Source organism: Sphingomonas phyllosphaerae FA2, from assembly GCF_000427645.1.
Lineage (GTDB): Bacteria > Pseudomonadota > Alphaproteobacteria > Sphingomonadales > Sphingomonadaceae > Sphingomonas > Sphingomonas phyllosphaerae.
Genome location: NZ_KE386571.1, coordinates 2,906,570 through 2,929,656, shown reverse-complemented (window position 1 = coordinate 2,929,656; position 23,087 = coordinate 2,906,570). Strand labels below are relative to the sequence as shown.

General features: G+C 67.1%; 20 protein-coding genes. 10 read left to right on the top strand and 10 right to left on the bottom strand.

What is annotated here, in order from left to right:
- Positions 1 to 41 precede the first annotated feature (41 nt).
- The 3 genes from SPHPH_RS0114185 to fdhD all read right to left on the bottom strand — a co-directional run bounded on the left by SPHPH_RS0114185 (position 42) and on the right by fdhD (position 6,017).
- Positions 42 to 2,789: a TonB-dependent receptor gene (locus SPHPH_RS0114185; protein WP_028967283.1), complete on the bottom strand. Its 2,748-nt coding sequence runs from the start codon at positions 2,787 to 2,789 to the stop codon at positions 42 to 44.
- Positions 2,790 to 2,971: 182 nt separating this feature from the next.
- Complete coding sequence (locus SPHPH_RS0114180; RefSeq protein ID WP_028967282.1) at positions 2,972 to 5,233, bottom strand: FdhF/YdeP family oxidoreductase; 2,262 nt, start codon at positions 5,231 to 5,233, stop codon at positions 2,972 to 2,974.
- A gap of 7 nt (positions 5,234 to 5,240) precedes the next feature.
- Complete coding sequence (gene fdhD, locus SPHPH_RS0114175; RefSeq protein WP_028967281.1) at positions 5,241 to 6,017, bottom strand: formate dehydrogenase accessory sulfurtransferase FdhD; 777 nt, start codon at positions 6,015 to 6,017, stop codon at positions 5,241 to 5,243.
- 133 nt (positions 6,018 to 6,150) lie between these two features.
- Between fdhD and SPHPH_RS21230 the strand changes: the two genes are divergently transcribed.
- Entirely contained in the window at positions 6,151 to 6,324 is a 174-nt protein-coding gene (locus tag SPHPH_RS21230) for a hypothetical protein (protein WP_156026035.1), read from the top strand.
- Here SPHPH_RS21230 and SPHPH_RS0114165 read toward each other — a convergent pair.
- From SPHPH_RS0114165 to SPHPH_RS0114155, 3 genes are all read right to left on the bottom strand, one after another.
- On the bottom strand, positions 6,309 to 6,899 hold the full coding sequence (locus SPHPH_RS0114165) for a DUF1989 domain-containing protein (RefSeq protein WP_028967280.1): 591 nt from the start codon (positions 6,897 to 6,899) through the stop codon (positions 6,309 to 6,311). The two genes, SPHPH_RS21230 and SPHPH_RS0114165, sit on opposite strands and share 16 nt — an antisense overlap.
- Positions 6,896 to 7,606 carry a guanitoxin biosynthesis heme-dependent pre-guanitoxin N-hydroxylase GntA gene (gntA, locus tag SPHPH_RS0114160; RefSeq protein ID WP_028967279.1) on the bottom strand — a complete coding sequence of 237 codons (711 nt, stop codon included), beginning with the start codon at positions 7,604 to 7,606 and terminating at the stop codon, positions 6,896 to 6,898. The genes SPHPH_RS0114165 and gntA overlap by 4 nt, the downstream gene beginning before the upstream one ends.
- Positions 7,607 to 7,681: 75 nt before the next feature.
- The gene (locus SPHPH_RS0114155; protein WP_028967278.1) at positions 7,682 to 7,984 is read right to left on the bottom strand and encodes a 4a-hydroxytetrahydrobiopterin dehydratase; all 303 of its coding nucleotides are present in this window, start codon (positions 7,982 to 7,984) and stop codon (positions 7,682 to 7,684) included.
- A gap of 48 nt (positions 7,985 to 8,032) precedes the next feature.
- Between SPHPH_RS0114155 and SPHPH_RS0114150 the strand changes: the two genes are divergently transcribed.
- From SPHPH_RS0114150 to SPHPH_RS0114140, 3 genes are read left to right on the top strand one after another with little or no spacing between them, the layout of a single operon-like run.
- Entirely contained in the window at positions 8,033 to 8,443 is a 411-nt protein-coding gene (locus SPHPH_RS0114150; RefSeq protein ID WP_238303111.1) for a metallopeptidase family protein, read from the top strand.
- The gene (gene ccmA, locus SPHPH_RS0114145) at positions 8,440 to 9,015 is read left to right on the top strand and encodes a heme ABC exporter ATP-binding protein CcmA (RefSeq protein WP_028967276.1); all 576 of its coding nucleotides are present in this window, start codon (positions 8,440 to 8,442) and stop codon (positions 9,013 to 9,015) included. The genes SPHPH_RS0114150 and ccmA overlap by 4 nt, the downstream gene beginning before the upstream one ends.
- Positions 9,012 to 9,647 carry a heme exporter protein CcmB gene (locus SPHPH_RS0114140; protein WP_028967275.1) on the top strand — a complete coding sequence of 212 codons (636 nt, stop codon included), beginning with the start codon at positions 9,012 to 9,014 and terminating at the stop codon, positions 9,645 to 9,647. The genes ccmA and SPHPH_RS0114140 overlap by 4 nt, the downstream gene beginning before the upstream one ends.
- A 268-nt stretch (positions 9,648 to 9,915) precedes the next feature.
- On the opposite strand, the gene SPHPH_RS0114135 is transcribed toward SPHPH_RS0114140, so the two are convergent.
- Together SPHPH_RS0114135 and thrC are read right to left on the bottom strand one after the other, a co-directional pair.
- Positions 9,916 to 10,797 (bottom strand): RsmD family RNA methyltransferase, encoded by an 882-nt coding sequence (locus SPHPH_RS0114135; protein WP_028967274.1) that lies wholly within the window; start codon positions 10,795 to 10,797, stop codon positions 9,916 to 9,918.
- Complete coding sequence (thrC, locus tag SPHPH_RS0114130) at positions 10,797 to 12,194, bottom strand: threonine synthase (protein ID WP_028967273.1); 1,398 nt, start codon at positions 12,192 to 12,194, stop codon at positions 10,797 to 10,799. The genes SPHPH_RS0114135 and thrC overlap by 1 nt, the downstream gene beginning before the upstream one ends.
- An 83-nt stretch (positions 12,195 to 12,277) precedes the next feature.
- On the opposite strand from thrC, the gene SPHPH_RS0114125 reads away from it, so the two are divergent.
- Positions 12,278 to 13,507 (top strand): SAM-dependent methyltransferase, encoded by a 1,230-nt coding sequence (locus SPHPH_RS0114125; protein WP_028967272.1) that lies wholly within the window; start codon positions 12,278 to 12,280, stop codon positions 13,505 to 13,507.
- Between the two features lie 125 nt (positions 13,508 to 13,632).
- Here the strand turns inward: SPHPH_RS0114125 and SPHPH_RS20550 are convergent, their stop codons facing one another.
- The gene (locus SPHPH_RS20550) at positions 13,633 to 14,127 is read right to left on the bottom strand and encodes an EF-hand domain-containing protein (protein WP_156026033.1); all 495 of its coding nucleotides are present in this window, start codon (positions 14,125 to 14,127) and stop codon (positions 13,633 to 13,635) included.
- A gap of 58 nt (positions 14,128 to 14,185) precedes the next feature.
- Here SPHPH_RS20550 and SPHPH_RS0114115 point away from each other — a divergent pair, with 58 nt between their 5' ends.
- The 4 genes from SPHPH_RS0114115 (at position 14,186) to SPHPH_RS0114100 (ending at position 18,849) form a co-directional block, all read left to right on the top strand.
- Positions 14,186 to 15,403 (top strand): argininosuccinate synthase, encoded by a 1,218-nt coding sequence (locus SPHPH_RS0114115; RefSeq protein WP_028967271.1) that lies wholly within the window; start codon positions 14,186 to 14,188, stop codon positions 15,401 to 15,403.
- A gap of 130 nt (positions 15,404 to 15,533) precedes the next feature.
- Complete coding sequence (locus tag SPHPH_RS21605; RefSeq protein ID WP_238303109.1) at positions 15,534 to 16,418, top strand: hypothetical protein; 885 nt, start codon at positions 15,534 to 15,536, stop codon at positions 16,416 to 16,418.
- Positions 16,419 to 16,648: 230 nt separating this feature from the next.
- Positions 16,649 to 17,026, top strand: coding sequence for a hypothetical protein (locus tag SPHPH_RS0114105; RefSeq protein ID WP_028967270.1), 378 nt, complete (start codon positions 16,649 to 16,651; stop codon positions 17,024 to 17,026).
- A gap of 323 nt (positions 17,027 to 17,349) precedes the next feature.
- Entirely contained in the window at positions 17,350 to 18,849 is a 1,500-nt protein-coding gene (locus tag SPHPH_RS0114100; RefSeq protein WP_028967269.1) for an OprO/OprP family phosphate-selective porin, read from the top strand.
- Between the two features lie 177 nt (positions 18,850 to 19,026).
- On the opposite strand, the gene SPHPH_RS0114095 is transcribed toward SPHPH_RS0114100, so the two are convergent.
- A complete protein-coding gene (locus tag SPHPH_RS0114095) occupies positions 19,027 to 21,426 on the bottom strand; it encodes a hypothetical protein (protein WP_037488620.1) in 2,400 nt (799 codons plus the stop codon).
- A gap of 113 nt (positions 21,427 to 21,539) precedes the next feature.
- On the opposite strand from SPHPH_RS0114095, the gene SPHPH_RS0114090 reads away from it, so the two are divergent.
- Complete coding sequence (locus SPHPH_RS0114090) at positions 21,540 to 23,066, top strand: NAD(P)/FAD-dependent oxidoreductase (RefSeq protein ID WP_028967267.1); 1,527 nt, start codon at positions 21,540 to 21,542, stop codon at positions 23,064 to 23,066.
- Positions 23,067 to 23,087 lie beyond the last annotated feature (21 nt).

Below are 23,087 nucleotides of genomic sequence, written 5' to 3'. Positions count from 1 at the left end.
CGACAGACATGGGCCCCCGCCTGCGCAGGGGCGACGGTGTCTTAGAAGAACAGCTTGCGGAACGAGACGCGGATCGTGCGGCCGACCGGGTCAAGATAGTCGGGCTGAAAGCCGATCGGCACCGCGCCGTTCTGGTCGCGGACATCGCGGCGGGTGTTGAAGAGGTTGTCGAACTGGACGCTGACGCGCGCGCCACGCATCCACGGGTGCGCGCGGACCCAGTCGATGTTGCCGCCGAGATCCGCGAACAACCGGAGGTTGGCGGTGGCGAGCCCGCCGAATTCCAGCGTCTCGGGTACGGCGGCGGTGCCGCCGTTGACGCGCGTGCCGCTCTGGTAATTGACCGACAGCCGCGCGCCGAGCCCGTTGTTGGTATAGCCGGCCTGCCCCTCCAGCTCATGCCGCGCCTGTCCACCGGCTGCGCCGATCGCGTCGCCGTTGAGCAGGTCGAGCACGCGCCCGCCGTCGGCGATCGTCACGCGCTCGGTAAGGTGCCAGGTGTGATAGAGCGCGAACTGGACGCGCCCGCCGGCCTGACCGCCGCCACCACGACCGCGGAAACCGCCACCGCCGCCGGGCGGGCCGCCCGGAGCGCCGCCGCCCGCGTCGGGGCGGCCGCCATTCATCGCGCTGCCATCTGGCCGGGTGCGATCCTGCGGCGGGCGGTCGGGGCGGCGTTCACCGCCGGGCGGGCGCAGCCCTTCGAAGGGATTGGGGCCGGTGCCGGCGCGGAACGCCTCGATCTTCTTTTGCAGCTCCGACTTGATGCGGAACGACAGGTTGACGCCGTAGCGAAGCTGCGAGGTCTCGCTGCGCGCGAAGTTGATCGGCCGCGAGTCGATCCGCAGCAGGTTGCCGCCGGCGTCGCGGGTGAAGCGGTCGGGGAACGCCGCCTCGATCGCGGCGGTCGCGCTGGGGAAGGCGGCGATCGGATCGTCGGTGGTCTGGCGCGTGTAATCGGCGCGGAAGTTGATCTGCTGATTGCTCCACGGCTTGATGTCGAGCCCGGCCTTCAGCGCGTGGCGGTTGTCGGCGATCAGGTTGGGGTTGCCGCCGGTGACGGTGGTGACGGTCGCGGTGGTGCCGCGCACATAATCGAAGACGCGTACGCCGGGTGTGGTGACGGTCGGGTTGCCGAGCTGTTGTGCGGAGGGCGCCTCGTCCTGATCCGTGACCGAGACGAGCAGCCGGATGCCGTCAATCGGCGTCCAGTTCGCGCCATAGCCGAGCGTCCACAAGGTTCCGAAGTCGGAAAGCTGATCGACCGCGAGATTGCCGTTGATCGACAGCCGCCCGAGCGCGCTGAGCACGCCCTGCGCCTTGTTGGCGATCGGCAGGTCGAGGTTGATCTGCGCGTTGGCGAGGTCGCGGCCGATGTCGGCGGCGCTCGCAACGCCGCGCCGGAACGAGTCGCTGGTGAAGTCGCTCGTGGAGGCGCCGACGCGGATGCTGGTGTTGGCGTAGCCGGCGGGGAGCAGGAATAACGGCCCGGCGACCAGCGCGTCGAGCCCGGCGCTGGTCGCGACCGAGCGGCCGCGATCGGCGGGAGACGCGCCGAGCGACAGCGGAGCATAGGGGTTGGCGAGTGGGTCGAAGGCGTCGATCCCGGCCTGCAAGGCGCTGGCGTCGAGACCGGTGCTCGTCACCGTATTGCTTTCGTCGCGATCGACGTTGCCGGTCAGCGACCAGCGCCATTGCCCGCGATCCCCGTTGAGCGTGCCGCCGAGGTGCAGGTTGGTCGTCTCGGCGCGTTGCGTCAGCGCGGGCACGTCGTCGAACGCACGCGTCACGCGCACCGGCACCGCGAAGGGTGAGTACGGGCTGCCGACCGGAAGCGTGAGATCGACCTCGGCCAGTCCGCGCAACGCGCGCGTGACATTATGGTCGACGGTCGCGTTCAGCGACGCCGAGACGTTTCCGAAGATCGTCGTCGCATAGGTGCCGTTGGCGCTGAACGTGCGCTGCTGCGGCAACAGCGTGCGGTACGCGGCCTGATCGGTGACGTTGCGGGTGGTGGTGAAATCGCCGAGAAACGGTGCCTGTGTGGCGGCGAGGGCGGGAATGCCGAGCGTCGTGGCGTTGCCGAACAGCGGGTCGATCGCGCCGCGATTGAGCGAGGAGACATTGCCGCCGACCGCGGCGGCATTGGGCGCCTGGATGATGTCGCGCTCGGATTCGGTCAGCGCGCCGGGACGGCTGTATTCGAGGTGCAGGTTGACGCGCTTGTCGCTGCGAATGCGCAGCAGGTCCAGCTCGCCGCCCGGCGTGTTGCGGCCGCCCTCGGTCGCGAAACGGTCCTCGACCTCTGCGGTCACCGCCTTGAAGCGGCGACGCAGCACGAAGTTCACGACGCGTTGGTCGGCGCGGTAGCCGTATTTGAGCGCGACTTCTTCGGGCAGGATGTCGACGCGCTGGATCGCCTCGGTCGGGAGATCGCGGATTTCCTGGAAGCCGGAGATGCGCCGACCGTTGAGCAGCACCACCGGCGCGCCACCTGCACCACGCCCGGAGCGCGTCTGCGGCGACAATTCGTTGAGCAATTCGGTGACCGAGCTGACGCCGTAGCTGCGGATGTCGGCGGGGGACAATTGCTCTTCGGGCGTCACGTCGCCGATCACCGCGCCGCGTTGCGCGCGCGATCCGGTGACGACGATGTCCTCGCTGCTTTCCTCTTCGGTTTCCGGTTCGGCGGCCGGCGCGGCCGGGGCCTGCGCGGGCGGTGTAGCGGCCTGCTGGGCGTAGGCGGGCAGCGCGGCGGTGGAAGCCAGCAGAAGGAACGAAAGACGCATGTGTTACCCCAGCCGCGTGTCAGGATCGGCGGCGATCGTGGCGCTATCGGTGATTTGTCGCATAATTATGCCGGTTGGCGTGCGGCACTCTTCGTCGCCCCGGACTTGCTCCGGGGCCCCGCTTCCTTTCCGGTGGAGAAGAAGCGGGTCCCCGGCTCAAGGCCGGGGCGACGTGGGGAGGTTCAAGCCACCACTCTCACCGGAACCGACTTCGCCGCCGGGACATGGCTTTCCTCGGCATGGTGCGACAGCGGGATCAGCGGGTTGCACTCGGGGTAATAGGCGGCGATGCAGCCGTCGGGGACGTCATATTCGACGACGATCAGGTCGCCGACACGGCGATCGTGATTGTCCTCCGCATCGGTGGCGAGCGTCACCTTCTGCCCGGCGGTCAGCCCGGCGCGCGCGATGTCGGCGCGGTTCATCAGCACCACCTGACGCGTGCCGTTGATCCCGCGGAAGCGGTCCGAATAGCCGTAGATCGTGGTGTTGAACTGGTCGTTCGAGCGCAATGTCAGCAGGCGGAAGCGTCCGTCCGCCTCGGTGAAGCCGGTCGCGTTGAGCGTGTCGGGGACGAGGAACTCGGCCTTGCCGCTTTCTGTATCCCATTCGCGCCCGGACGCCTTATTGCCCTTCCAGAAGCCGCCTTTCTCCTGCAGTCGCTCGTTGAAGCGCGCGAAGAAGTGCGGGAAAATTGCGGCGATCTCGTCGCGGATCAGGCTGTAGTCGCCGACCCACTTGTCCCAGTCGATCGCGGGATTGGGCGGCAGGAACGATTGCGCGATCCCGGCGACGATCGCGGGTTCGGACAGCAGATGCGGACTGGCCGGCTCGACCTTGCCGAGCGACGGGTGGATGACGCTGGTCGAATCCTCCACCGTCACGCGCTGCGGACCGGTCGCCTGCAGATCTCGCTCGATCCGGCCGAGGCATGGCAGCAGCCAGGTGTCGCCCGCGGCGGGGATCAGATGGCTGCGGTTGAGCTTGGTCGCGATCTGCACCGACAGGTCCATCCGCGCCCAGCCGTCCTCGACCAATTCGGTTTCGGGCACCGCCCGTGCGAAATTGCCGCCGAGCGAAAGGAATGCCTTGACCGTGCCGTCGATGATCCCGCGGCACGCTTCGACCGTGTCGAGCCCCTTCTCGGTTGGCGGCGAGAAGCCGTAGCGTTCCTTCAGCTTCTCGACGGGCGCGAGTTCGGTCTTCTCGGTGATGCCGACGGTGCGCTGCCCCTGAACGTTGCTGTGGCCGCGCACCGGGCACAGGCCCGCGCCCGGCTTGCCGATGTTGCCGCGCATCAGCATCAGGTTGACGAGCATCCGGACGTTGTCGACGCCCTTCACATGCTGCGTCAGCCCCATGCCGTAGATCGCCATCGCGGTCTTCGCGCGGCCGTAAGCGGCGGCGGCGCGTTCGATCACGGCGCGGGTCAGCCCAGACTCGTGCTCGATCTCGTCCCATGTCGTCGCCTGCACCTTCTCGGCGAAGGGTGCGAAGTCGTGGGTGTGCTCGGCGATGAAGTCATGGTCGATCGCATCGTTGGCGAGCAGCCATTTGGCGATGCCCATCATCACCGCGATGTCGCCGCCGGCCTTCACCTGATGATATTGGGTGGCGATCGGCGTCTCCTTGCCGGTCGCCATCTCGATCGGGTTCTGCGGATCGGTGAACCGCTCCAGCCCGCGTTCCTTGAGCGGGTTGAAGACGATGATGTCCGCGCCGCGCTTGTGGACGTCGCGCAGCTGGTGGAGCATTCGCGGGCTGTTGGTCGCGACATTCTGGCCGAAGTGCAGGATGCACTCGGTGGTGTCGAAATCCTCGAGCTTGGTCGTGCCGACCGGCACGCCGATCGAGGTCTTGAGCCCGACCGAGGTCGATTCGTGGCACATGTTCGAACTGTCGGGCAGGTTCTGGCTGCCGTAGAGCCGCGCCATCAACTGCCACATGAACGACGTCTCGAGGCTGGCGCGGCCGGAGGCATAGAAGACCACCGACTTGGGCGGCAGCACCTTGAGCCGCGCGCCGATCGCCTTGAACGCTTCCTCCCACGGCGCGACGACATATTTGTCGGTCGCCGCGTCGTATTTCATCGGATGTGTCAGCCGTCCGGCTTCTTCCAGCCGGTAATCGCTCCATCCACGCAGCTCGGTCAGCGCGTGTTGGCGGAAGAAGTCGGGGGTCACGCGCTGGCTGGTGATCTCCCACGCGGTCGCCTTCGCGCCATTCTCGCAGAATTCGGCCGGGTGCGGCGGATAGGGCTTCGACCAGGCGCAGCTGACGCAGGCGAAGCCGTCGTGCTTGTTCTGGCGGAGCAGCTCGGCGGAGGTCTGCGCGATGTTCTTCTCGCGCGGGATGATGTCCGCCAGCGAGCGGACCGACCCCCATCCGCCCGAGGGGCCATCATAAGGGGTGAAATCTGGGCGATCGTCGTGCTGCTCGGTCATGCACGCGCTAACGCACGGGCGTCGAGAAAAGCACCGCATCGTCGCGCGCGAGCGATACGAGTGTCAGCCCGGCCGCGGCGGCGCGGTCGAGCGCGAGGCTGGTCGCCGCCGACACCGTCACCAGCATCGGACAGCCTGCGAGCGCGGCCTTCTCGACCAGCTCGTAGGAGCAGCGCGACGACAGCAAGGCAAAGCCGCCGTCCCAGTCGAGTGCCTGCCGCGCCATCGCGCCGATCAGTTTGTCGAAGGCATTGTGCCGCCCGACATCCTCGCGCGCGACGCGGATCGTGCCGTCCGCCGCGCACAGCAGCGCGGCGTGCGCGGCGCCGGTGGCGCGGTTGAGCGGCTGATGCGCGCGCATCGCGGCCAGCGCGGCGAAGATCGCGTCGGGCGTGGCGGTCGCCTCGGGGACGCGCGGCAGGTCGCGGTGGACGGCGTCGAGATTGTCCATCCCGCATAGCCCGCACGAACTGTCGCTAGTCCGCCGCCGCACCCGGTCGAGCATCGCGGCGGCGCGTTCCGGCGGCACCGCGAGGCGCACGATCGTGCCGCGCGGCGTGTCGTGGACATCGAGCGACTCGATCTCGTCGGCTACCGTGACGATTCGCTCCGCAAGCGCGAAGCCGGTCGCGAAGTCGGCGATGTCCTGCGGAGTCGCCATCATTACCGCATAGCCGATGCCGTTCACTTCGATCGCGACCGGCGACTCCTCGATCACCGCGCGCGCGTGCGGCGTCGCGGGCGAGTCGGGCGTGACGCGGTCAAAGGAATGCGTGATCGTCATTCACCCACATCATCGGCTTTGTACGATTCCGCCAGCGCCGACTTGATCGAGATGAAGGCCGCGGCGCGGGACCGGGGGCACAATCGGCGCAGTCGAGCGCGTACCGTCATTCCTCGGGTCAGGAGCATCGGTCATGTCTGCCACTAACGACACCGCCTATTTTCGTCGACGCGTCGTCGAAGAGAAACAGCGCGCACGGGCTGCGTGCGAAGGGGCGATCCGCCGCCTCCACCTCGATCTCGCCAACCTTTATGCCGAACGCGCGGTCGAGGCCGAGCAACGCGAAACGATCTATTCGACGCAATAATGGATGGGCTTGAAGCTGCCGCCGTTCGACGCGGGGGCGGAACAGGCGGTGAGGCCGATCACCAGATCCATCGCGGCGCGTAACACGATCCGATCGCCGGCCTTGCTGACCGGCGGCAACACCTCCAGCCGCCCGGTCGGCCCGTCGACCGGCACGTTCATGAAGCAGTTGAACGCGACCGGGATCATGTCCTCGGTGACACCCCACGGCGCCAGCGCCTCGGCGAGATTGCCGAAACAGCCGCGGTGGCGGGGCAGATCGGGGTAAAAATGGTCGAACGTCGCGTAGGAGCACGGCGTCAGCAGAAAGTCGTGCCGCCCGACCGTGTCCTCGACGATCTCCAGCATCACGTTCGAGCGGTTGGAATAGAGCTTGTGCCCCGTGGTCAGCCGGATCGTCTCGGCATAATCGAGCGTGCGGCCTGACGACAGCACCTCGCGCACGTCGGCGGCGCTGTAGGCGAGCAGATCGGCGACCTGCACGCCGCGCGGATCGATCACCGTCAGCGTCTGCCCCGCGGACAACGTGAAGCCGGCGCCGCTGCGTGGCGGGATTTCGTGCACGACGCCGGTCATGCGTGCTTCTCGCCGCTGTAATGGAAGGGGCAGCGCCACGCCTCGTCGACCACGCGCCCGCTATATTGCCGAGCCTCGCTGGTCTCGCCGTGGCGCGCGAGCATCGGGTTGCGCGAGCCGGCGATCGCCTCGTCGCGGACCATGATCGCCTCGCGCATCGTCTCGTAGCGGCCGTCGGCGCGCAGCGTCTCGAACTGGTCGTGGAGGTTGAACACCAGGGTCGGTCGGGCGAAGCGGCGTGCCGGACGCGACGCGTTCGGGTGCAGCCCGACGACGAAGAACGCCTCGCCGCCGAAGCTCAGCGAGAAATGCGAGTCGGTCGGATCGTGGCTGACGCGCGTGTCATAGGGCTGTCCGCGCCAGACGTCCTTGTCGGAAAGCGACTGGATCCGCTGCCACAAGGCACGCTCGAACGCGGGTTCGTCGAGGCCGTCCGGGCCATCGAACACCACCGCGAAGCTGCGGAACAGCGCCGGGTTCTCGCGATAGGCCGCGGCGAACTTCACCAACCCGTCGTGGATGCGCAGATCGTCCCACGCACTGTCGATGCTGGTGCAGGCCAGCACGTTCAGCGTGCCGCGCGTCATCGCCGCCTTGGCGCCGACGCAGGGGAAGGCACGGTCGGCGATATGATCGTGAAGGAGCGATTCGAGTTCCGCTTGCGCATGATGCGTCCAGCGGAACATCGGAGTGTCGGGTGCCGGCATAGGGCAAGTTAGACGGTCGGACGCTGCCTTACGTTCCGATGAATCATATTGATGACGATCAGTGTCGGGGCGGCATTACCCGCCGAGGATCGCGTCGATCGCGGTTGCCAGTTCGATATCGCGCCCTGAAAGTCCTCCCGCGTCATGAGTCGTCAGCAGGATTTCGACCCGATTCCAGACGTTGCTCCATTCTGGGTGATGGTCGGCACGCTCGGCGAGCAGCGCGACTTGCGTCATGAATCCGAATGCTTCGGCAAAGTCCGTGAACACGATCGAGCGCGTGATCGCGTCGCGCCCCTCGTCATAATCCCAGTCGGGCAGCGCATCGAGCGCATCGACCCGCTCGGCTTCGCTCAACGGTTCGATCGTCTCGGCCATGCACCCGCTCCCTTCCGCTACTTCGCAGGGAGCGGTATGGCGGGCGGGATGGACGGGCAAGAGGCAATGGGCATCGCGCCCGCCGCAGACGCGATCGAGGCGCACGCCCGCAGCGTGATCGCGCGGCTGCCCGCCGAATTTCGCGCGCATCTGGGCGATGTGGTGTTGCTGGTCGAGGAAGAGGCGGATGTGGAGACGCTTGCCGCCCTCGAACTGGAGCATCCGCTCGAGCTGACCGGCCTGTACCATGGTCGACCGATCGGCGAGAAAAGCGCGTTCTACAGCGGGGCGCTGCCCGATCGCATCCATTTGTACCGGCAGGCGATCCTCGCCGAATGGTGCGAAACCGGCGTGCGGCTCGACGATCTGGTCGCGCATGTCACGATCCACGAGATCGGACATCATTTCGGCCTGTCCGACGACGACATGCACGCGCTGGAAGACGCGGTGGCGGATTGAGCCTGCTGGTCGCGCAGGCGCTGACCGTCGCGCGCGGCGGACGCGTGCTGGTGGACGGGCTGGACATCCATGTCGCGCGCGGCGGGGCTCTGCTGGTGAGCGGCGCCAACGGGGCGGGCAAGTCGAGCCTGCTTCGCGTCCTCGCCGGCCTGCTCGCCCCCGCCGCCGGCACCGTCACGCGCGATGGCAACGTCGCATGGCTGGGAGAGGCGGCGGCGCTCGACCCCGAGCGGCGGCTGGTCGATGCGCTGCGTTTCTGGGCGGCGCTTGACGGCGGTGCGTCCGCCGACCTGCGCGTCGCCGCCGCGCTGGCGGCGGTGGAACTGGGCGAGATCGCCGACGTGCCGGTGCGGCTGCTGTCGACCGGGCAACGCCGCCGCGCGGCGCTGGCGCGCGTGGTGGCGAGCGGCGCGGACATCTGGTTGCTGGACGAACCGGCCAGCGGGCTCGACGCGGCGTCGGTCGCCCAACTCGAAGGATTGATCGACGGGCATCGCGGGGGCGGCGGCGCGGTGGTGGTCACCACGCACCAGCCGCTGGCGGTGCCCGATGCCGCGACGGTGGCGCTGTGATCGCGCTGTTCTGGCGCGACGTGCGCCGCGGCTATGCCGGGGGCGGCGCGACATTGGTGATCGCGTTCTTCCTGCTTGTCGCGGTGCTGTTCCCGTTCGCGATCGGGCCGGACGCGGCGTTGCTGGCGCGCGTCGGCGGCGGGGTGATCTGGGCGGCGGCGCTGCTCGCCGCACTGTTGCCGGTCGAGCGGCTGGTGCAGCCCGATCTTGAGGCGGGCGTGCTCGATCAACTGGCCGTGCGCGGCGTGTCGCCGGCGATGGTCGCGGCGGTGAAGATCGCGGCGCATTGGTGCGCGTTTGCGCCGCCGCTGATGCTGGCGGCGGTGATCGCGGCGGGGTTGCTCGATCTGTCGGCGGAGCGGCTGCTGCTGGTGGAGGCCGGTCTTTTGCTCGGGACGCCGGGGCTCGCCGCGCTGGCGGTCGCGACCGGGGCGCTGGTCGCGGGGTTACGCGGGGCGGGGGCGGTCGCGGGGCTGGTGATGCTGCCGCTCGCGGTGCCGCTGCTGATCTTCGGCGCGGGGGCGATCGAGGGTGGGGCGAGCGGGTTGAAGCTGTTGGCGGCGGTCAGTCTGGTGCTGGTGGCGGGGGCGCCGGTCGTCGCGGGCGCGGCGATGCGGGCGGGGATGGAGTAGGTTCACGCGGAGGCGCGGAGGCACGGAGTTTCCGGTCGGGACTCTGGAATATCGGTTCGCGCAGAGCACGCAGAGGGCGCAGTGGGGTCGCGCCGCAGGCAGGCTCTTGCGCCCTTTATAGCGACAGTTGTTGCTGCCGCGGACCGTCACCGCGGGCATCGTCTCTCCGCGTCCTCTGTGTGCTCTGCGCGAACCAAGACGTTGCCAGGCCGCGAGCGTCCCCCGGAACGAAACCCCTCCGCGTCTCCGCGCCTCCGCGTGAACAATTCTACCGCGACCAGCGTGCCCAGATCGCGGTCGGCAACGCCAGCCCGCGTGCTTCCTCGCGCACCGCCAGCTCACCCGCCTCGACCGTGCCGGGCAGGTCCGCGAAGGCCTGTCGCAGCATCTCGCCGATCGCCAGCGCCGACATCCGCACCGCATAGACGGTCAGGAACAGGTAACGCGAATCGGCATCGAGCAACCGCCGGCAATCCGCGATCAGCGCGGGCAGATGCTCTTCCAGCCGCCACACCTCGCCGTCCGGTCCGCGACCGTATTTGGGCGGATCGAGCAGGATGCCGTCATAGCGCCGCCCGCGCCGCACCTCGCGCGCGACGAACTTGGCGGCGTCGTCGATGATCCAGCGCACCGGCGCGTCGGCCAGCCCGGAGAGCGCCGCATTGCCGCGCGCCGCCTCGACCGACTTCTTCGACGCATCGACATGCACCATCTTCGCGCCGACCGCCGACAGCGCCAGCGTGCCGACCCCGGTGTAGCCGAACAGGTTCAGGCATTCCGGCTCGGCCATGCCGGCGATCCGGCCGCGCATCCACGACCAGACCGGCGCCATGTCGGGGAAGAAGCCGAGATGGCGGAAGGGGGTGGTCTGCGCGGTAAAGCGGACGCGCGCGTCACCCTCGCTCCACGCCAGCGGCCAGCCGTCGCGCGGCACCGGCTCGGCGAAATGCCATTGCCCGCCACCGTCCTCGTCGCTGCCCGGCACGAATTCCGCCTGCGCGCGCCAGTCGGGTTTGGCGGGTGCCCACAGCGCCTGCGGCTCGGGGCGGATGAAGCGGAAACGCCCGTAGCGTTCGAGCTTGCGGCCGTGGCCCGAGTCGACCAGCCCGTAATCCGCCCACGGCTCGCCGATGAGAGTCGACAGGTCCATCAGCCGCGCGGCACCGCGTGCTGCGCCACATAGCCGCTGACCGCTTCATAGGTGGCGTCGAGCGTCACGAAGCGTTCCTCGCGCTCGAACAGGTCGCCAACGCGCGACGGCAAGGGCGGACGGACACCGGTGGCGCGCTCCACCGCGTCGCCGAACTTCGCGGGATGCGCGGTCGCCAGCGTCACCATCGGCACGCCCTCGGCGGCATGACGTCGCGCGGCGGCCAGCGCGATCGCGGTATGCGGGTCGACGATTTGGCCGGCACGCTCGTGCGCGTGGCGCATCGCCAGCGCCATCTCGTCGGTATCGACGCGCTCGCCGACGAACAGCGGGGCCGCGCCTTGCGTCTGCGCGTTGGTCAGGCGGATGCTGCGCGCACCCTCGAAGCTGCGCATCTGCTCGGCCAGCGCCGCGCCGTCGCGCCCGCCGAGGTCGAACAGCAACCGCTCGAAATTGCTCGATACCTGGATGTCCATCGACGGCGTCGGGGTGGGGACGACCGTGCGGCTCGAATAATCGCCGTTGCTCAGCGCGCGCGCGAGGATGTCGTTGACGTTGGTCGCCACCACCAGCTTCGCGACCGGCAGCCCCATCTTCGCCGCGACATACCCTGCGAAGACGTCGCCGAAATTGCCGGTCGGGACGCTGAACGCCACCGGCTTCGCCGGCGCGCCGAGTCGGACCGCGGCGTAGAAATAATAGACCACCTGCGCCATCAACCGCGCCCAGTTGATCGAATTGACCGCCGACAGGCGATAGCGGCCCGCGAAGGACGTGTCGTTGAACATCGCCTTCACCAGCGCCTGCGCGGTGTCGAAGTCGCCGCGGATCGCGATATTGTGGACGTTGGTCGCGCCGACCGTGGTCATCTGGCGGCGCTGCACCTCGCTCACCCGGCCTTCGGGGTGGAGCATGAAGATGTCGACGCCCTCGCGTCCCGCCACCGCGTCGATCGCCGCCGACCCGGTGTCGCCGCTGGTCGCGCCGACGATCGTCAGATGCTGGTCGGTGCCTTTCAGGAACCGCTCGAACAGATGGCCGAGCAATTGCAGCGCGACGTCCTTGAACGCCAGCGTCGGGCCGTGGAACAGCTCCAGCAACCACTGGTCGTGGTCGATCTGCACCAGCGGCGTCACCGCGTCGTGACTGAACGCGCCATATGCCGCCGCGCACAGCCCGCGCAGCTGCTCGCGGGTCAGCGTGCCCTCGACGAATGGGGCCATCACCACCACCGCCGTGTCGACATAGGACAGGCCCTTGAGCGCGCCAATCTCGTCGGGCGACAGCGTCGGCCAGTGTTCAGGCACGTATAGCCCGCCATCGGAGGCGAGGCCGGCGAGCGTGACGCCCGCGAAGTCGAGCGCGGGCGCGTTCCCGCGGGTGCTGACGTAGCGCATGGGCCGCTGCCTAGAAGGCGCGGCAACCCGGCGCAATGCCTCGCCGGTTGCGCACCGCCCAAGGCAGGGTTTAGCAGGCGCTTATGGCATTGATCGACGTTTTCCTCCGCCGTGCGATCCAGCGCGGTCGACTTACCCTCACCAAGCCCGACGGATCGGTTTCGACGTTCGGGCAGGACGATCCGGCGCTGAAACCGGTGTCGTTCCGCATCACCGACACCAAGGTGTATCGCGAGATCGCCGCCGATCCCGCGCTGGGCGTCGCCGAGGCGTTCATGGACGGGCGGCTGATCGTCGAGGAAGGCGACATCCTCGACCTGCTGATGCTCGCCACCAGCAACAGCCGCTGGGAGAATGGCAGCAACAAGCTCGCCGCCAGCCCGTTGCGCCGACTCGGCGGGCAGATCCGCCATCGCTTCCTGACCGCGAACAAGGCGCTCCAGTCGAAGCGCAACGTCGCCCACCATTATGACCTGTCGGACCGGCTGTACGACCTCTTCCTCGACGTCGATAAGCAATATAGCTGCGCTTATTATACCAATCCGGCCAACACGCTGGAGCAGGCGCAGGCCGACAAGAAGGCGCATATCGTCGCCAAGCTCGCCATCCAGCCGGGGATGCGCGTGCTCGACATCGGGTGCGGCTGGGGCGGGATGGCGCTGTATATCCACGCCAAGACCGGTGCCGAGGTGCTGGGGATCACGCTGTCGGAAGAGCAGCTGAAGGTCGCGAAGCGCCGCGCCGAGGAGGCCGGAGTCGCCGACAAGGTGCGCTTCGAGCTGATCGACTATCGCGCGCTGGAGGGGCCGTTCGACCGGATCGTCTCGGTCGGCATGTTCGAGCATGTCGGGGTGCGCAATTTCCGCACCTATCTCAACAAATGCCGCGACCTGCTGACGCCCGACGGCGTGATGCTGCTCCACACGATCGGGCGCGGCGACGGGCCGAACTTCACCGACACGTTCACCGACAAGTACATCTTTCCCGGCGGCTATATCCCGGCGCTGTCGGAGGTATTGAAGGCCAACGAATATATCCGCTGGTTCGTCACCGATATCGAGGTGCTGCGGATGCATTATGCGATGACGCTGCGCGACTGGTACCAGCGGACGGTGGCGGCGCACGACCAGATCGTCGCGCTGTATGATGAGCGCTTTTACCGGATGTGGACCTATTATCTGGCCGGCGCGATCGTGTCGTTCACCAACGGGCCGCTGGTCAATTACCAGATCCAGTTCAGCCGCGACCGCCTGACCCTGCCGCTGACGCGCGATTACATGGTCGAGGAAGAGCGGCGGTTGCGGGAGGGGTGACCGCCACCCTCATCTCTTCTGTCATCCCCGCGCAGGCGGGGATCCAGACGCGCAGGTCGCCGTGAGAGCCACAGGCGTCAGAGGTTCTGGATTCCCGCCTGCGCGGGAATGACGGACGGAGAGTCTTACCGCTTCGGCCCCGCCTTAGCCTGCACCGCACCCTTCGCCGCCGCCCTCGCACGGGCGGCCTCCGCGCCGTCGACCTTGCCGTCGCCGTTTTTGTCATAGGCGTTGAACACCGCGCCCATCAGCGCATTCGACTCGGCCTTGCTGACCTTGCCGTCCTTGTTGGTGTCGGCGCGCGCGAGGAACAGCGCCGCGACGCGCTTCGCATGGGTAGCGTCGAGCGTCTTGCCCGCGCCGACCTTCATCTTCCCCATCCGCGCTTCGATCTCGGCAGGCGAGAGGAAGCCGTCCTTGTTCGTGTCGGACGCGGCGAATTCCTTGTCGAGCTTGGCGGTGGCGGAGGCGCGCGTTTCCTGACCCAGCGCGGTGACGGTCAGCGCCGGCAGCGACAACAGGGCGACGAGCGCGGCGGCAAGGGTGACATGATGCTTCATCTCGCCCGCCTGTCGCATCGCGCTTTTACCCGCGCTGAACGGCGCGCGGCGGGTCGGCAAGACGGTTGCCCTCCCGCGCGCGAGCGCGTAGCGGCGCGCGCAAGAAGGAGCCTTGCCCATGACCGATCAGATCAAGCGCGTCGTACTTGCTTACTCGGGAGGGCTGGACACCAGCGTGATCCTGAAATGGCTGCAGACCGAATATGGCTGCGAGGTCGTCACCTTCACCGCCGATCTGGGGCAGGGCGAGGAGCTGGAGCCGGCGCGCGCCAAGGCCGAGCTGATGGGGATCAAGCGCGAGCATATCTTCATCGACGATCTGCGCGAGGAGTTCGTCAAGGACTACGTCTTCCCGATGATGCGCGCCAATGCGCTGTACGAGGGGCTGTATCTGCTCGGCACCTCGATCGCGCGGCCGCTGATCGCCAAGCGCCAGATCGAGATCGCCAAGCTGGTGAACGCCGATGCGGTCAGCCACGGCGCGACCGGCAAGGGCAACGATCAGGTGCGTTTCGAGCTCGGCTATTATGCGCTCAACCCTGACATCAAGGTGATCGCGCCGTGGCGCGAGTGGGACCTGACCAGCCGCACCCGGCTGATTGAATTCGCCGAATCGCACCAGATCCCGGTCAGCAAGGACAAGCGTGGCGAGGCGCCGTTCTCGACCGACGCGAACCTGCTCCACACCTCTTCGGAGGGTAAGGTGCTCGAGGATCCGTGGGACGAGGTGCCCGAATATGTCTTCTCGCGCACCGTCAACCCGGAGGATGCGCCCGACCAGCCGGAGACGATCACGATCGATTTCGAGCGTGGCGACGGCGTTGCGGTAAACGGCGAGGCGCTCTCGCCCGCCGCGCTGCTCGCCAAGCTCAACGAACTGGGGCGCAAGCATGGCATCGGCCGGCTCGATCTGGTCGAGAACCGCTTCGTCGGCATGAAGAGCCGCGGCATGTACGAGACGCCCGGCGGGACGATCTATGCGCTCGCCCACCGCGCGATCGAGCAATTGACGCTCGACCGCGGCGCCGCGCACCTGAAGGACGAACTCGCGCCGCGTTATGCCGAGCTGGTCTATAACGGCTTCTGGTTCTCCCCCGAGCGCGAGATGCTGCAGGCCGCGGTCGACCATTCGCAGGAGAAGGTGGCGGGGACCGTCCGGCTTAAGCTCTACAAGGGCGCGGCCCATGTGACCGGGCGCAAGTCGCCGAACTCGCTGTACTCGGAAAAGGTCGTGACGTTCGAGGACGATCAGGGCGCATACGACCAGCGCGACGCGGCGGGCTTCATCAAGCTCAACGCGCTGCGGCTGCGCTTGCTGGGGCGGCGCGATCGGTAGGGCGTTTGAATCTCACGACTATACTGCTTAATCAGTATTGCGGCCGGCTCTTCGACACGGAGAGTCGGCCTTTTATTGACTATTCCTACCATGTTCTTTATATGTTCCCACTGAAACGTGGGGGCGAAGCATGAACAATCTCGTCACTAGTATCGATCAACGGCGCAACTTTTCAGTGTGGCTTCGAACGGGGCGGCGTCCGACGCGAACCGCTGACGGTATCGAGCTGAAATTCAATCCGTATCACGATCCACGAAATGGCCAGTTCACCTCGGGCCCGGGCGGGGTCGCGTCCCCGGAACGGAGCGCGTCATCGCGTCGCCGTGCGGCATCGGGGTCGCGGCAGCTCTCACAGAGCGAGTGGCGGAACGCTTCGTTCGATCAATCGGCGGAGGCTAAAGATCAGGCAGCGATTATCGATGCGGTCTATCGTCCGGGTCGCGACGACGGAGCTCTGCAGCAAACCCAATTCGAACCTTCGCGAGAACCGCTTCGTAGCAATAGCCGCGCTTTTGAAGATCCGATGACGCTCGAGCAGACCTTTCCCGGTCTGCGCGACGCACCCGAGGGCGCCGTCATCTCGCTGCTGGATAATGTGTTTGGTTTTACGGCGCCGGCGAACGAGGACATGGTTAAGACGACGCAGGAGCGAAGCGCGTATCTCATTTCGCAGATTAAGGCGCTCGATCCCCATTGGACGTTTCAGTCGCTTGGATTTCCAACGACATGGGAAGGGCAGAAGAATCAACTGAATGATTTGCGCATGCAGCGCGCTGCAACTTTCGCCAGGGTTAAACGTGATTTGCGGCCGATGCAAGTCGAGACGGTCCGTGTCATGCAGAATCTAACAGATCAAGCTTACAGTAAGGCGCTTAAGCTTTACGAGGCAGGGGCCTTTAGAAAGCATCTCTCAAAAGGTCAGGCCATCGGTAGTTACGTAGATAATTGGGTTCGGAAGAATTTTCGGACGACCTATGAAGTTTATCAGGTAAAGGAGCATGTTGCTCAAGTGTGAGTTAATCGTCGAGAATATGACTCTTCAAAGCGAGAAGCCTCTTACAGGATCCCGGATGCCAGGGTAGGAGACGCCGCCTTCGACGTAACGCTCTCACCAAAATCAGTCAAAACGCCTCAGGTGCGGGGATTTTTCAACGCCGATTTTCGGCCGCAGCTTGTTGTTATTATCAGGCCCCGCCAGCTGGGGCGTGGAAGTAGCTACATTATCAATAGACCGGAGGCGGGTAAGTGACCAATTATAAGCCATATATACCTGAAAGCTTAAGCGAGCTCATGGATTTTGTCGTTCCGATGATAGGGGAGGCGCCAAAATTTCAGGACGAAACGGGATATTTTCCGGGTCAGAATATCGATACCGAATTCTATGCGCTCATTGAAGGTTTTGGCAGGGTCTGCGACAAGATCGGTGAAGATCGTTACGCTAAGGCAACCGATATCGTGGCGCGCATGAAAGCGATCTTTCTCGAAGCCGAGGACGAGAATGACCCCAAGACGATGCAGGGCATTTATCTGATCCACGAACTCATAGACCTCATCGATGAGGTGCGGGCACAGCGTGTCGCGTCGAAACTCAAGGACGACGATGGGCGTGTGACCGGGGACTGACTGCCTAACATGCCGGCGTGCCAGAAGACGCCCAGCGGCGCGTTGCAGGTCCTCTCACCGACGTGTCGAAAAGGCTTCTCACGCACCTCCGCGCATCGTCAACAATGCCGCATTGTTGCCGGCAGTTTCCGCTTAGTCACTAATTAACCTCGCTTTCTTATACCGACCACTCCAGAAATTCGATGGAGCCTCGGGGGGTCGCCGGTCGAAAATCGGTCGTTGCAACGATGGGCAGGGCGCTGGAGATCGCCTTCCCGGATCGATGCCGCGTGCCGGTTGACGCCGCGATGCCATCCGGTGCTTCGCCCTAACAGGCTTGGTCTATGAAACGTCTTCTCTGCGCGGGCGCCTCTGTTTCTGCCCTGCTGCTTGCTACCCCGGCGCTCGCCAAGAACACGCAAGGCGATCAGGCCGAAATCCTCGCGCTGCTCCGCGCCCAGGCCAGCGAGATCGCGGCGTTGCGCGCGCGGCTGGAAGCGGTCGAGAACAAGGCCCCCGCCGCCGCGCCGGTGACGGCTGCCGCTACGCCGACGACCGCGCCGCAACGGGTCGCATCGGCCTCCTCGACGGTCGGCAACGATAGCGAGACGGTGTCGTTCGCGCCGCAGATCATCCCGCCGAGCCCTGCCGAGCAGACGGTGGCGCAGGCGCGCGCCGCGGCGATGAACCCGTCGGGTGTCACCACCGAATGGCGCGGTGGCCTGCCGATCTTCCACTCGGCGGACGGCAAGTACACGTTCAAGATGCGCGGCCGCATCATCAACCACGTCAGCTCGACGTTCGGATCGAAATATGACGCGCGCAACATCACGACCACCGGCGCGCGCGCGCTGCGCATCGGCATCGAGGGCGCGATCGGTACGCACTTCTTCTACCAGTTCGAGAACGACTTCGCCGACAACGTGTCGGACGTCGGCACGATGTTCGTCGGCTGGCGCAACGACGTCGGGCAGCTTTCCTATGATGTCCGCTTCGGCAACATGTTCAACGACCGCAGCTTCGAAGGGTCGAGCGGGTCGGATGCGCCGCCGTTCCTGGAGCGCAACGTCGTCGCCACCTCGATCATCCCGCAGCGCGGCTTCTACGGCATCGCACTGATGCCGCGCATTTTCTGGAAGAGCGGCCACGCCTCGATCACGCTGAGCGGCGACAATGTCGACGCCAGCCAGGCGGTGTCGGACAGCCGCACGGTGCTGGCGCGCGCGCACTGGAACCCGCTGAAGACCGATCGCTCGATCGTTCACCTCGGCCTGTGGGGCTTCGACGAGAAGCTGGCGAACGGCCCGGGCACGCTGACCCGCAACACCGTGATCGGCGGGCGCTTCAACAGCCTGTTGCGCGTGTCGACCGGCACGCTGACCGGCGGCACCGGCACCACCGGCTATGGTGCGGAAGTCGGCGGCTATGCCGGCCCGATGTGGGTGATGGGCGAGGCCGGCGAGCGTCATGCGCGGCTGACCGGCGGGCGCGACGATCTGGTCACCAAGGCGTGGAGCGTGTCGGGTGGCTGGTTCCTGACCGGCGATCTGCCGCCGTACAATCCGCGGCTGGGCACCTTCGCGCAGCCGCGCGTGCTGCGCCCGGTATTCGACGGTGGCCCGGGCGCGATCGAGTTGCTCACCCGCTACGAGAACCTCGATTTCTCGGGCGTGCCGACCGCAGGCAAGGGCTCGGCGGTGACCGCCGGGGTGAACTGGTATCTCGACAGCATCATCCGCATGCAATTTAACCTGATCCACTGGAACACCGAGAACCGCGCCGGCGCCTTCACCGGCAAGGACAGCGGCGAAACCGTCAGCGGCGGCATCGGCGTCACGTTCTAGAGCTGAAATCGATTAGCCTTGCTCCCCTTCCCTTCAGGGGGGGGCTGGGAGTGGGGCCTGTCCAGAAGAGCGACATCGCCCGCGGACAGGCCCCACCCCAACCCCTCCCCTGAAGGGGAAGGGGCTATCTTTCAAAGGCGGAGCGCGGAGCGCGGAGCGCGGAGGGGGTGGCGGGTGCTACTCCTTCCGCCCCGGCGCGATCGCGATCTTCACCGCATCCTCGGGCGCGTCGTGGAGTTTCAGGTACAGCGCGTCGCCGGCGGGGCGCGGCACCGACAAGGACGTGCCGACGAAGCCGACCGGCACCGGCTGCGCATTGGCGCCGTCCGGTGTCGCGGCGACGCCGGCGATCAGGAACAGGTCGTCGCCCTCGATCGTGCACGCCTTGTCGGTGCACGCGACCTTCGTCAGTGCGGGCAGGCGGACGACGCGCGCCAGCGGCTGCCATTCGCCGAGTGTCTCGCCCTGCACCAGCCGCATCTTGAGCGCGCCGACCGCCGCCGCGCCGAGCGCCTGCCGCGGCGCGAACGTACCGACCGCGACGTCGCCGCCCAGCGATTGCAGCTTGCCCGACGCGACGGTCAGCTTCGTCGTCGCATCGTCGTCGGCGGTCGCAACCTCGATCGCGTCGTCGTTGGTCAGCCGTGTGCCGATCGCGCGGACCGAGAAGGTCAGCGTCGCGTCGGGCGCGAGCAGCCCGGCGGGGAGCGTCAGCGGCACCTTCGCCGCTGCGGCCGGGGCGTCGACATGGGCACCGACCAGCTCCAGCCGCGGGCGCGGCGGGGTGATCGTCGCGCGCACCGTCGTGGTGCGTCCGTCCTTGAGCGTCACCTTCGCCTCGCTCGCGCCCTGCGCCAGCGTCTCGGTATTGGCGTCGGTGGTCAGCGCCAGCCGGTCGCCGCCGCCGGGATCGCGGGTCAGCGCGCCCGACCCGAACGTCACACCGGCGACCTCCAGCTTCGCGACCTGATCGAGCCGCGCGCCGACCAGCCGGCCTTCCCGGTCGCCGGTGTAGAGCGTGAAGCCCTCCAGCCGACTCGCCTCGGTCTGCCCCTTCAGCGTCAACTGCGCGGGTTGCGCCCCGCCATATTGCGCGACCAGCAATGTCAGGTCGCCCGGGCGGGTGCGCGCGAGCGGCAGCGTCGCGGTGATCTCGTCGGGTGCGCTCGCCTTCCACTCGACCGGCCGGGTCGCGCCGCCGCGATCGCGCAGCGCGACCTGCTCGACGCAGGAGGATGCGCCGCCCTGCAAGGTCAGCGGCGCGTCGCGGCCGATTACCACCGCGTCATCGGGCTTGGGCTGCCACGCGGTCGGTGCGCCGTTCTGGACCACGAAGCGCGGACCGGTGAAGGCGTCGAAGCCCCAACGTCCGACCAATGCCGCATCGCTGATCCCGGTCTGGCCCACCTTCTGTGCATCGGCGACGACCAGCCCGCCGCGTTCGGCATCCGCGGTCACCGGCAATTCGACGCTGCGCCCGTCCTGCAACCCCAGCTTCAGCCGCAGGTCGCGCGCGAAATCGGTCGCGAACAGCAACGGCGCGTCGTTGAGCCGCAGCACGAGCCCCGGCTGCGCGAGGCACACCGCGTCCTTGGCGGCGGCACGCAGCGGCGGCGGCGCGGCATTGCCGATCGGGGGCAGTGGCGCGACCAGCACGGTCTGCGGATTCTGGAACGACGGCGGACTGTTGAGCTGCAACCGCAGCCGCTCGCCCGAGCCGACCGCCAGCGCCGGAGCGTACTGGTAGCTCGCGCTGCGGAACACGCCGAACAGCCGCGCGAAATCGCGCGCGAGCGAGATGTACGGGCTGTAAATGCCGGCACCGCCCTCCTTGGTGGCGGCGAGGCTGTAGGCGAATTGCGTCGTCGTGCCGCCCAGCACCTCGGCCAGCGTCGTGCCGCCGCCGGTCTGGAGCACCATGCCGTCACGGTTCTGCGTCAGGCACGACGCCTGCAACGAGCGCGCGCGCGACAGGCAGTCGGCATTGAGCTTGATCGCCAGCGTGCCGGCGAGCGCGGTCGATACCGGCACCAGCCGCTCGGGCGCGCTTTCCTCGACGCGCGCAACGCCGTTCACGAAGGTCTCCAGCCGCGCGCGGTCGAGCGAGGCCTGGAACAAGTCCTGCGCGGCGCGCACGAACACGCCCGGCCGCCCGCGCACCGCCTTCACCAGCGCATTGTAGCCGCCGCCGGTTTCGGGCGCCATGAACGCAATCGCCTGTCCCGCCCCTTCGGGAACGGTGATGGTCAGCCCCGACTTCTTCGGATTCTTGTCCCACGTCTCGGCCTTGAAGAACCAGTCCTTGGGTGGCGGATTGGTCGCGCCGCGCAGGAAGGCGACGACCAGCACGTAACGCGCGGACTGGTCGGCGGGCAGGTCGGCGCGCACCTCCAGCTTGTCGCCCGCGCGGATGCCCGGCACCTGCCCGGCGGGCAGCGTCACGTTGCCGCGCGTCACCCGCATCGTCAGCGAAGGGCCGGCCAGATCGAAGGTGGTGCTTTGCGCGGCCGCCGCCACGGGCAGCGTGATCGAGACCGCGGCCGCGAGGGCCAGCACGGGGGGAAGAAGGGCACGCATCCGGCGGGCTATAGAACAGGAGCGTCGGGCAGTGCCACCGTCGGCGCGTTAACTCCGCTTCAACCAGTTTCCTTCATTGCGTCTCCATCCACGAAAAGGCGGAAGCGGGCGGGATGGCGAAGTCAGGCACTACGGTCGACGTAGCGATCATCGGCGCGGGGCCCGCAGGGCTGACCGCCGGCTATCTGCTGTCCAAGGCCGGCTATTCGGTCGCGATTCTCGAGAAAGACGCGCGCTACGTCGGCGGGATCAGCCGCACCGTCGAACATGAAGGCTTCCGCTTCGACATCGGCGGACACCGCTTCTTCTCGCGCTCGAAGGAGGTCGTCGGCCTCTGGAACGAGCTGCTGCCCGACGATTTCATCGAACGCCCGCGGATGAGCCGCATCTATTACGAGGGCAAGTTCTACAGCTATCCGCTGCGCGCGTTCGAGGCGCTCGGCAACCTCGGCGTGGTGCGGTCGGCGCTGTGCATGGCGAGCTTCGCTAAGGCCAAGCTGCTCCCGAAGCGCGATGTGAAGAGCTTCGAGGACTGGACGGTCAACGCCTTCGGGCGAAAGCTCTATTCGATCTTCTTCAAGACCTACACCGAGAAGGTGTGGGGGATGCCGTGCGACAAGATGAGCGCGGATTGGGCGGCGCAGCGGATCAAGGGCCTATCGCTGTGGGGCGCGGTGGTCGACGGGATGAAGCGCTCGCTGGGGCTCAATCGCCGGCCGAACGACGGCGTCGGTCAGGCCAAGACGCTGCTCGAGAATTTCCGCTATCCGCGGCTCGGGCCGGGGATGATGTGGGATGCCGCGCGCGACCGGATCGTCGAGCGCGGCGGGCAGGTGCTGATGGGCCATGCGCTCCACCAGTTGCGGTTGAGCGAGGCGACCGGGCGCTGGACGGTCACCGCCAACGGTGCGGACGGTCTGGTCGCGCTCAACGCCGCGCATGTCATTTCCTCCGCGCCGATGCGCGAGCTGGCGAGCCGCATCCATCCGCTGCCCGCGTCGCTGCCCGAGGCGTCGAACCTCAAGTACCGCGACTTCCTGACGGTCGCGCTGATGATCCGCTCGCCTGAGCTGTTCCCGGACAATTGGATCTACATCCACGATCCGAAGGTGAAGGTCGGCCGCATCCAGAACTTCCGTTCGTGGTCGCCCGAGATGGTGCCCGACCCCGCGATCGCCTGCGTCGGGCTCGAATATTTCTGCTTCGAGGGCGACGGGCTGTGGACGTCGAGCGACCAGCAACTGATCGCGCTCGCCACCGCCGAGATGGCGACGCTCGGCCTGTGCGATCCGGCGCAGGTGACCGGCGGCGTGGTTGTGCGGCAGGAAAAGGCCTATCCCGTCTATGACGAGGATTATGCACAGAACGTCGACATGCTCCGCCGCGAGATTGAGGGCCGCTACGCGACGCTGCATTGCGTCGGGCGCAACGGGATGCACCGCTACAACAATCAGGATCATGCGATGATGACCGCGATGCTGACGGTCCGCAACATCCAGGCCGGCGCGCGCGTCTACGACCTCTGGGCGGTCAACGAGGACGCCGAATATCACGAGAGCGGCAACGAAGGCGATCGGGAGGGCGAAGCCGCGGCGCTCGGCAGCTTGCGGCAGGTGCCGACCGCGCTGAAGGCGGCGTAACCTGGCCCCCGATCGTCGTCA

What these genes read in the sequence shown, in the direction of transcription:
- SPHPH_RS0114135 (WP_028967274.1), bottom strand. Translation starts at nt 10,797, where the DNA reads ATGGACCTGTCGACTCTCATCGGCGAGCCGTGGGCGGATTACGGGCTG.
- thrC (WP_028967273.1), bottom strand. Translation starts at nt 12,194, where the DNA reads ATGCGCTACGTCAGCACCCGCGGGAACGCGCCCGCGCTCGACTTCGCG.
- SPHPH_RS0114095 (WP_037488620.1), bottom strand. Translation starts at nt 21,426, where the DNA reads ATGCGTGCCCTTCTTCCCCCCGTGCTGGCCCTCGCGGCCGCGGTCTCG.
- SPHPH_RS0114180 (WP_028967282.1), bottom strand. Translation starts at nt 5,233, where the DNA reads ATGACCGAGCAGCACGACGATCGCCCAGATTTCACCCCTTATGATGGC.
- SPHPH_RS0114125 (WP_028967272.1), top strand. Translation starts at nt 12,278, where the DNA reads ATGGCATTGATCGACGTTTTCCTCCGCCGTGCGATCCAGCGCGGTCGA.
- SPHPH_RS0114115 (WP_028967271.1), top strand. Translation starts at nt 14,186, where the DNA reads ATGACCGATCAGATCAAGCGCGTCGTACTTGCTTACTCGGGAGGGCTG.
- SPHPH_RS0114150 (WP_238303111.1), top strand. Translation starts at nt 8,033, where the DNA reads ATGGACGGGCAAGAGGCAATGGGCATCGCGCCCGCCGCAGACGCGATC.
- SPHPH_RS0114100 (WP_028967269.1), top strand. Translation starts at nt 17,350, where the DNA reads ATGAAACGTCTTCTCTGCGCGGGCGCCTCTGTTTCTGCCCTGCTGCTT.
- SPHPH_RS21605 (WP_238303109.1), top strand. Translation starts at nt 15,534, where the DNA reads ATGAACAATCTCGTCACTAGTATCGATCAACGGCGCAACTTTTCAGTG.
- SPHPH_RS0114185 (WP_028967283.1), bottom strand. Translation starts at nt 2,789, where the DNA reads ATGCGTCTTTCGTTCCTTCTGCTGGCTTCCACCGCCGCGCTGCCCGCC.
- fdhD (WP_028967281.1), bottom strand. Translation starts at nt 6,017, where the DNA reads ATGACGATCACGCATTCCTTTGACCGCGTCACGCCCGACTCGCCCGCG.
- SPHPH_RS21230 (WP_156026035.1), top strand. Translation starts at nt 6,151, where the DNA reads ATGTCTGCCACTAACGACACCGCCTATTTTCGTCGACGCGTCGTCGAA.
- SPHPH_RS0114155 (WP_028967278.1), bottom strand. Translation starts at nt 7,984, where the DNA reads ATGGCCGAGACGATCGAACCGTTGAGCGAAGCCGAGCGGGTCGATGCG.
- SPHPH_RS0114165 (WP_028967280.1), bottom strand. Translation starts at nt 6,899, where the DNA reads ATGACCGGCGTCGTGCACGAAATCCCGCCACGCAGCGGCGCCGGCTTC.
- gntA (WP_028967279.1), bottom strand. Translation starts at nt 7,606, where the DNA reads ATGCCGGCACCCGACACTCCGATGTTCCGCTGGACGCATCATGCGCAA.
- SPHPH_RS0114090 (WP_028967267.1), top strand. Translation starts at nt 21,540, where the DNA reads ATGGCGAAGTCAGGCACTACGGTCGACGTAGCGATCATCGGCGCGGGG.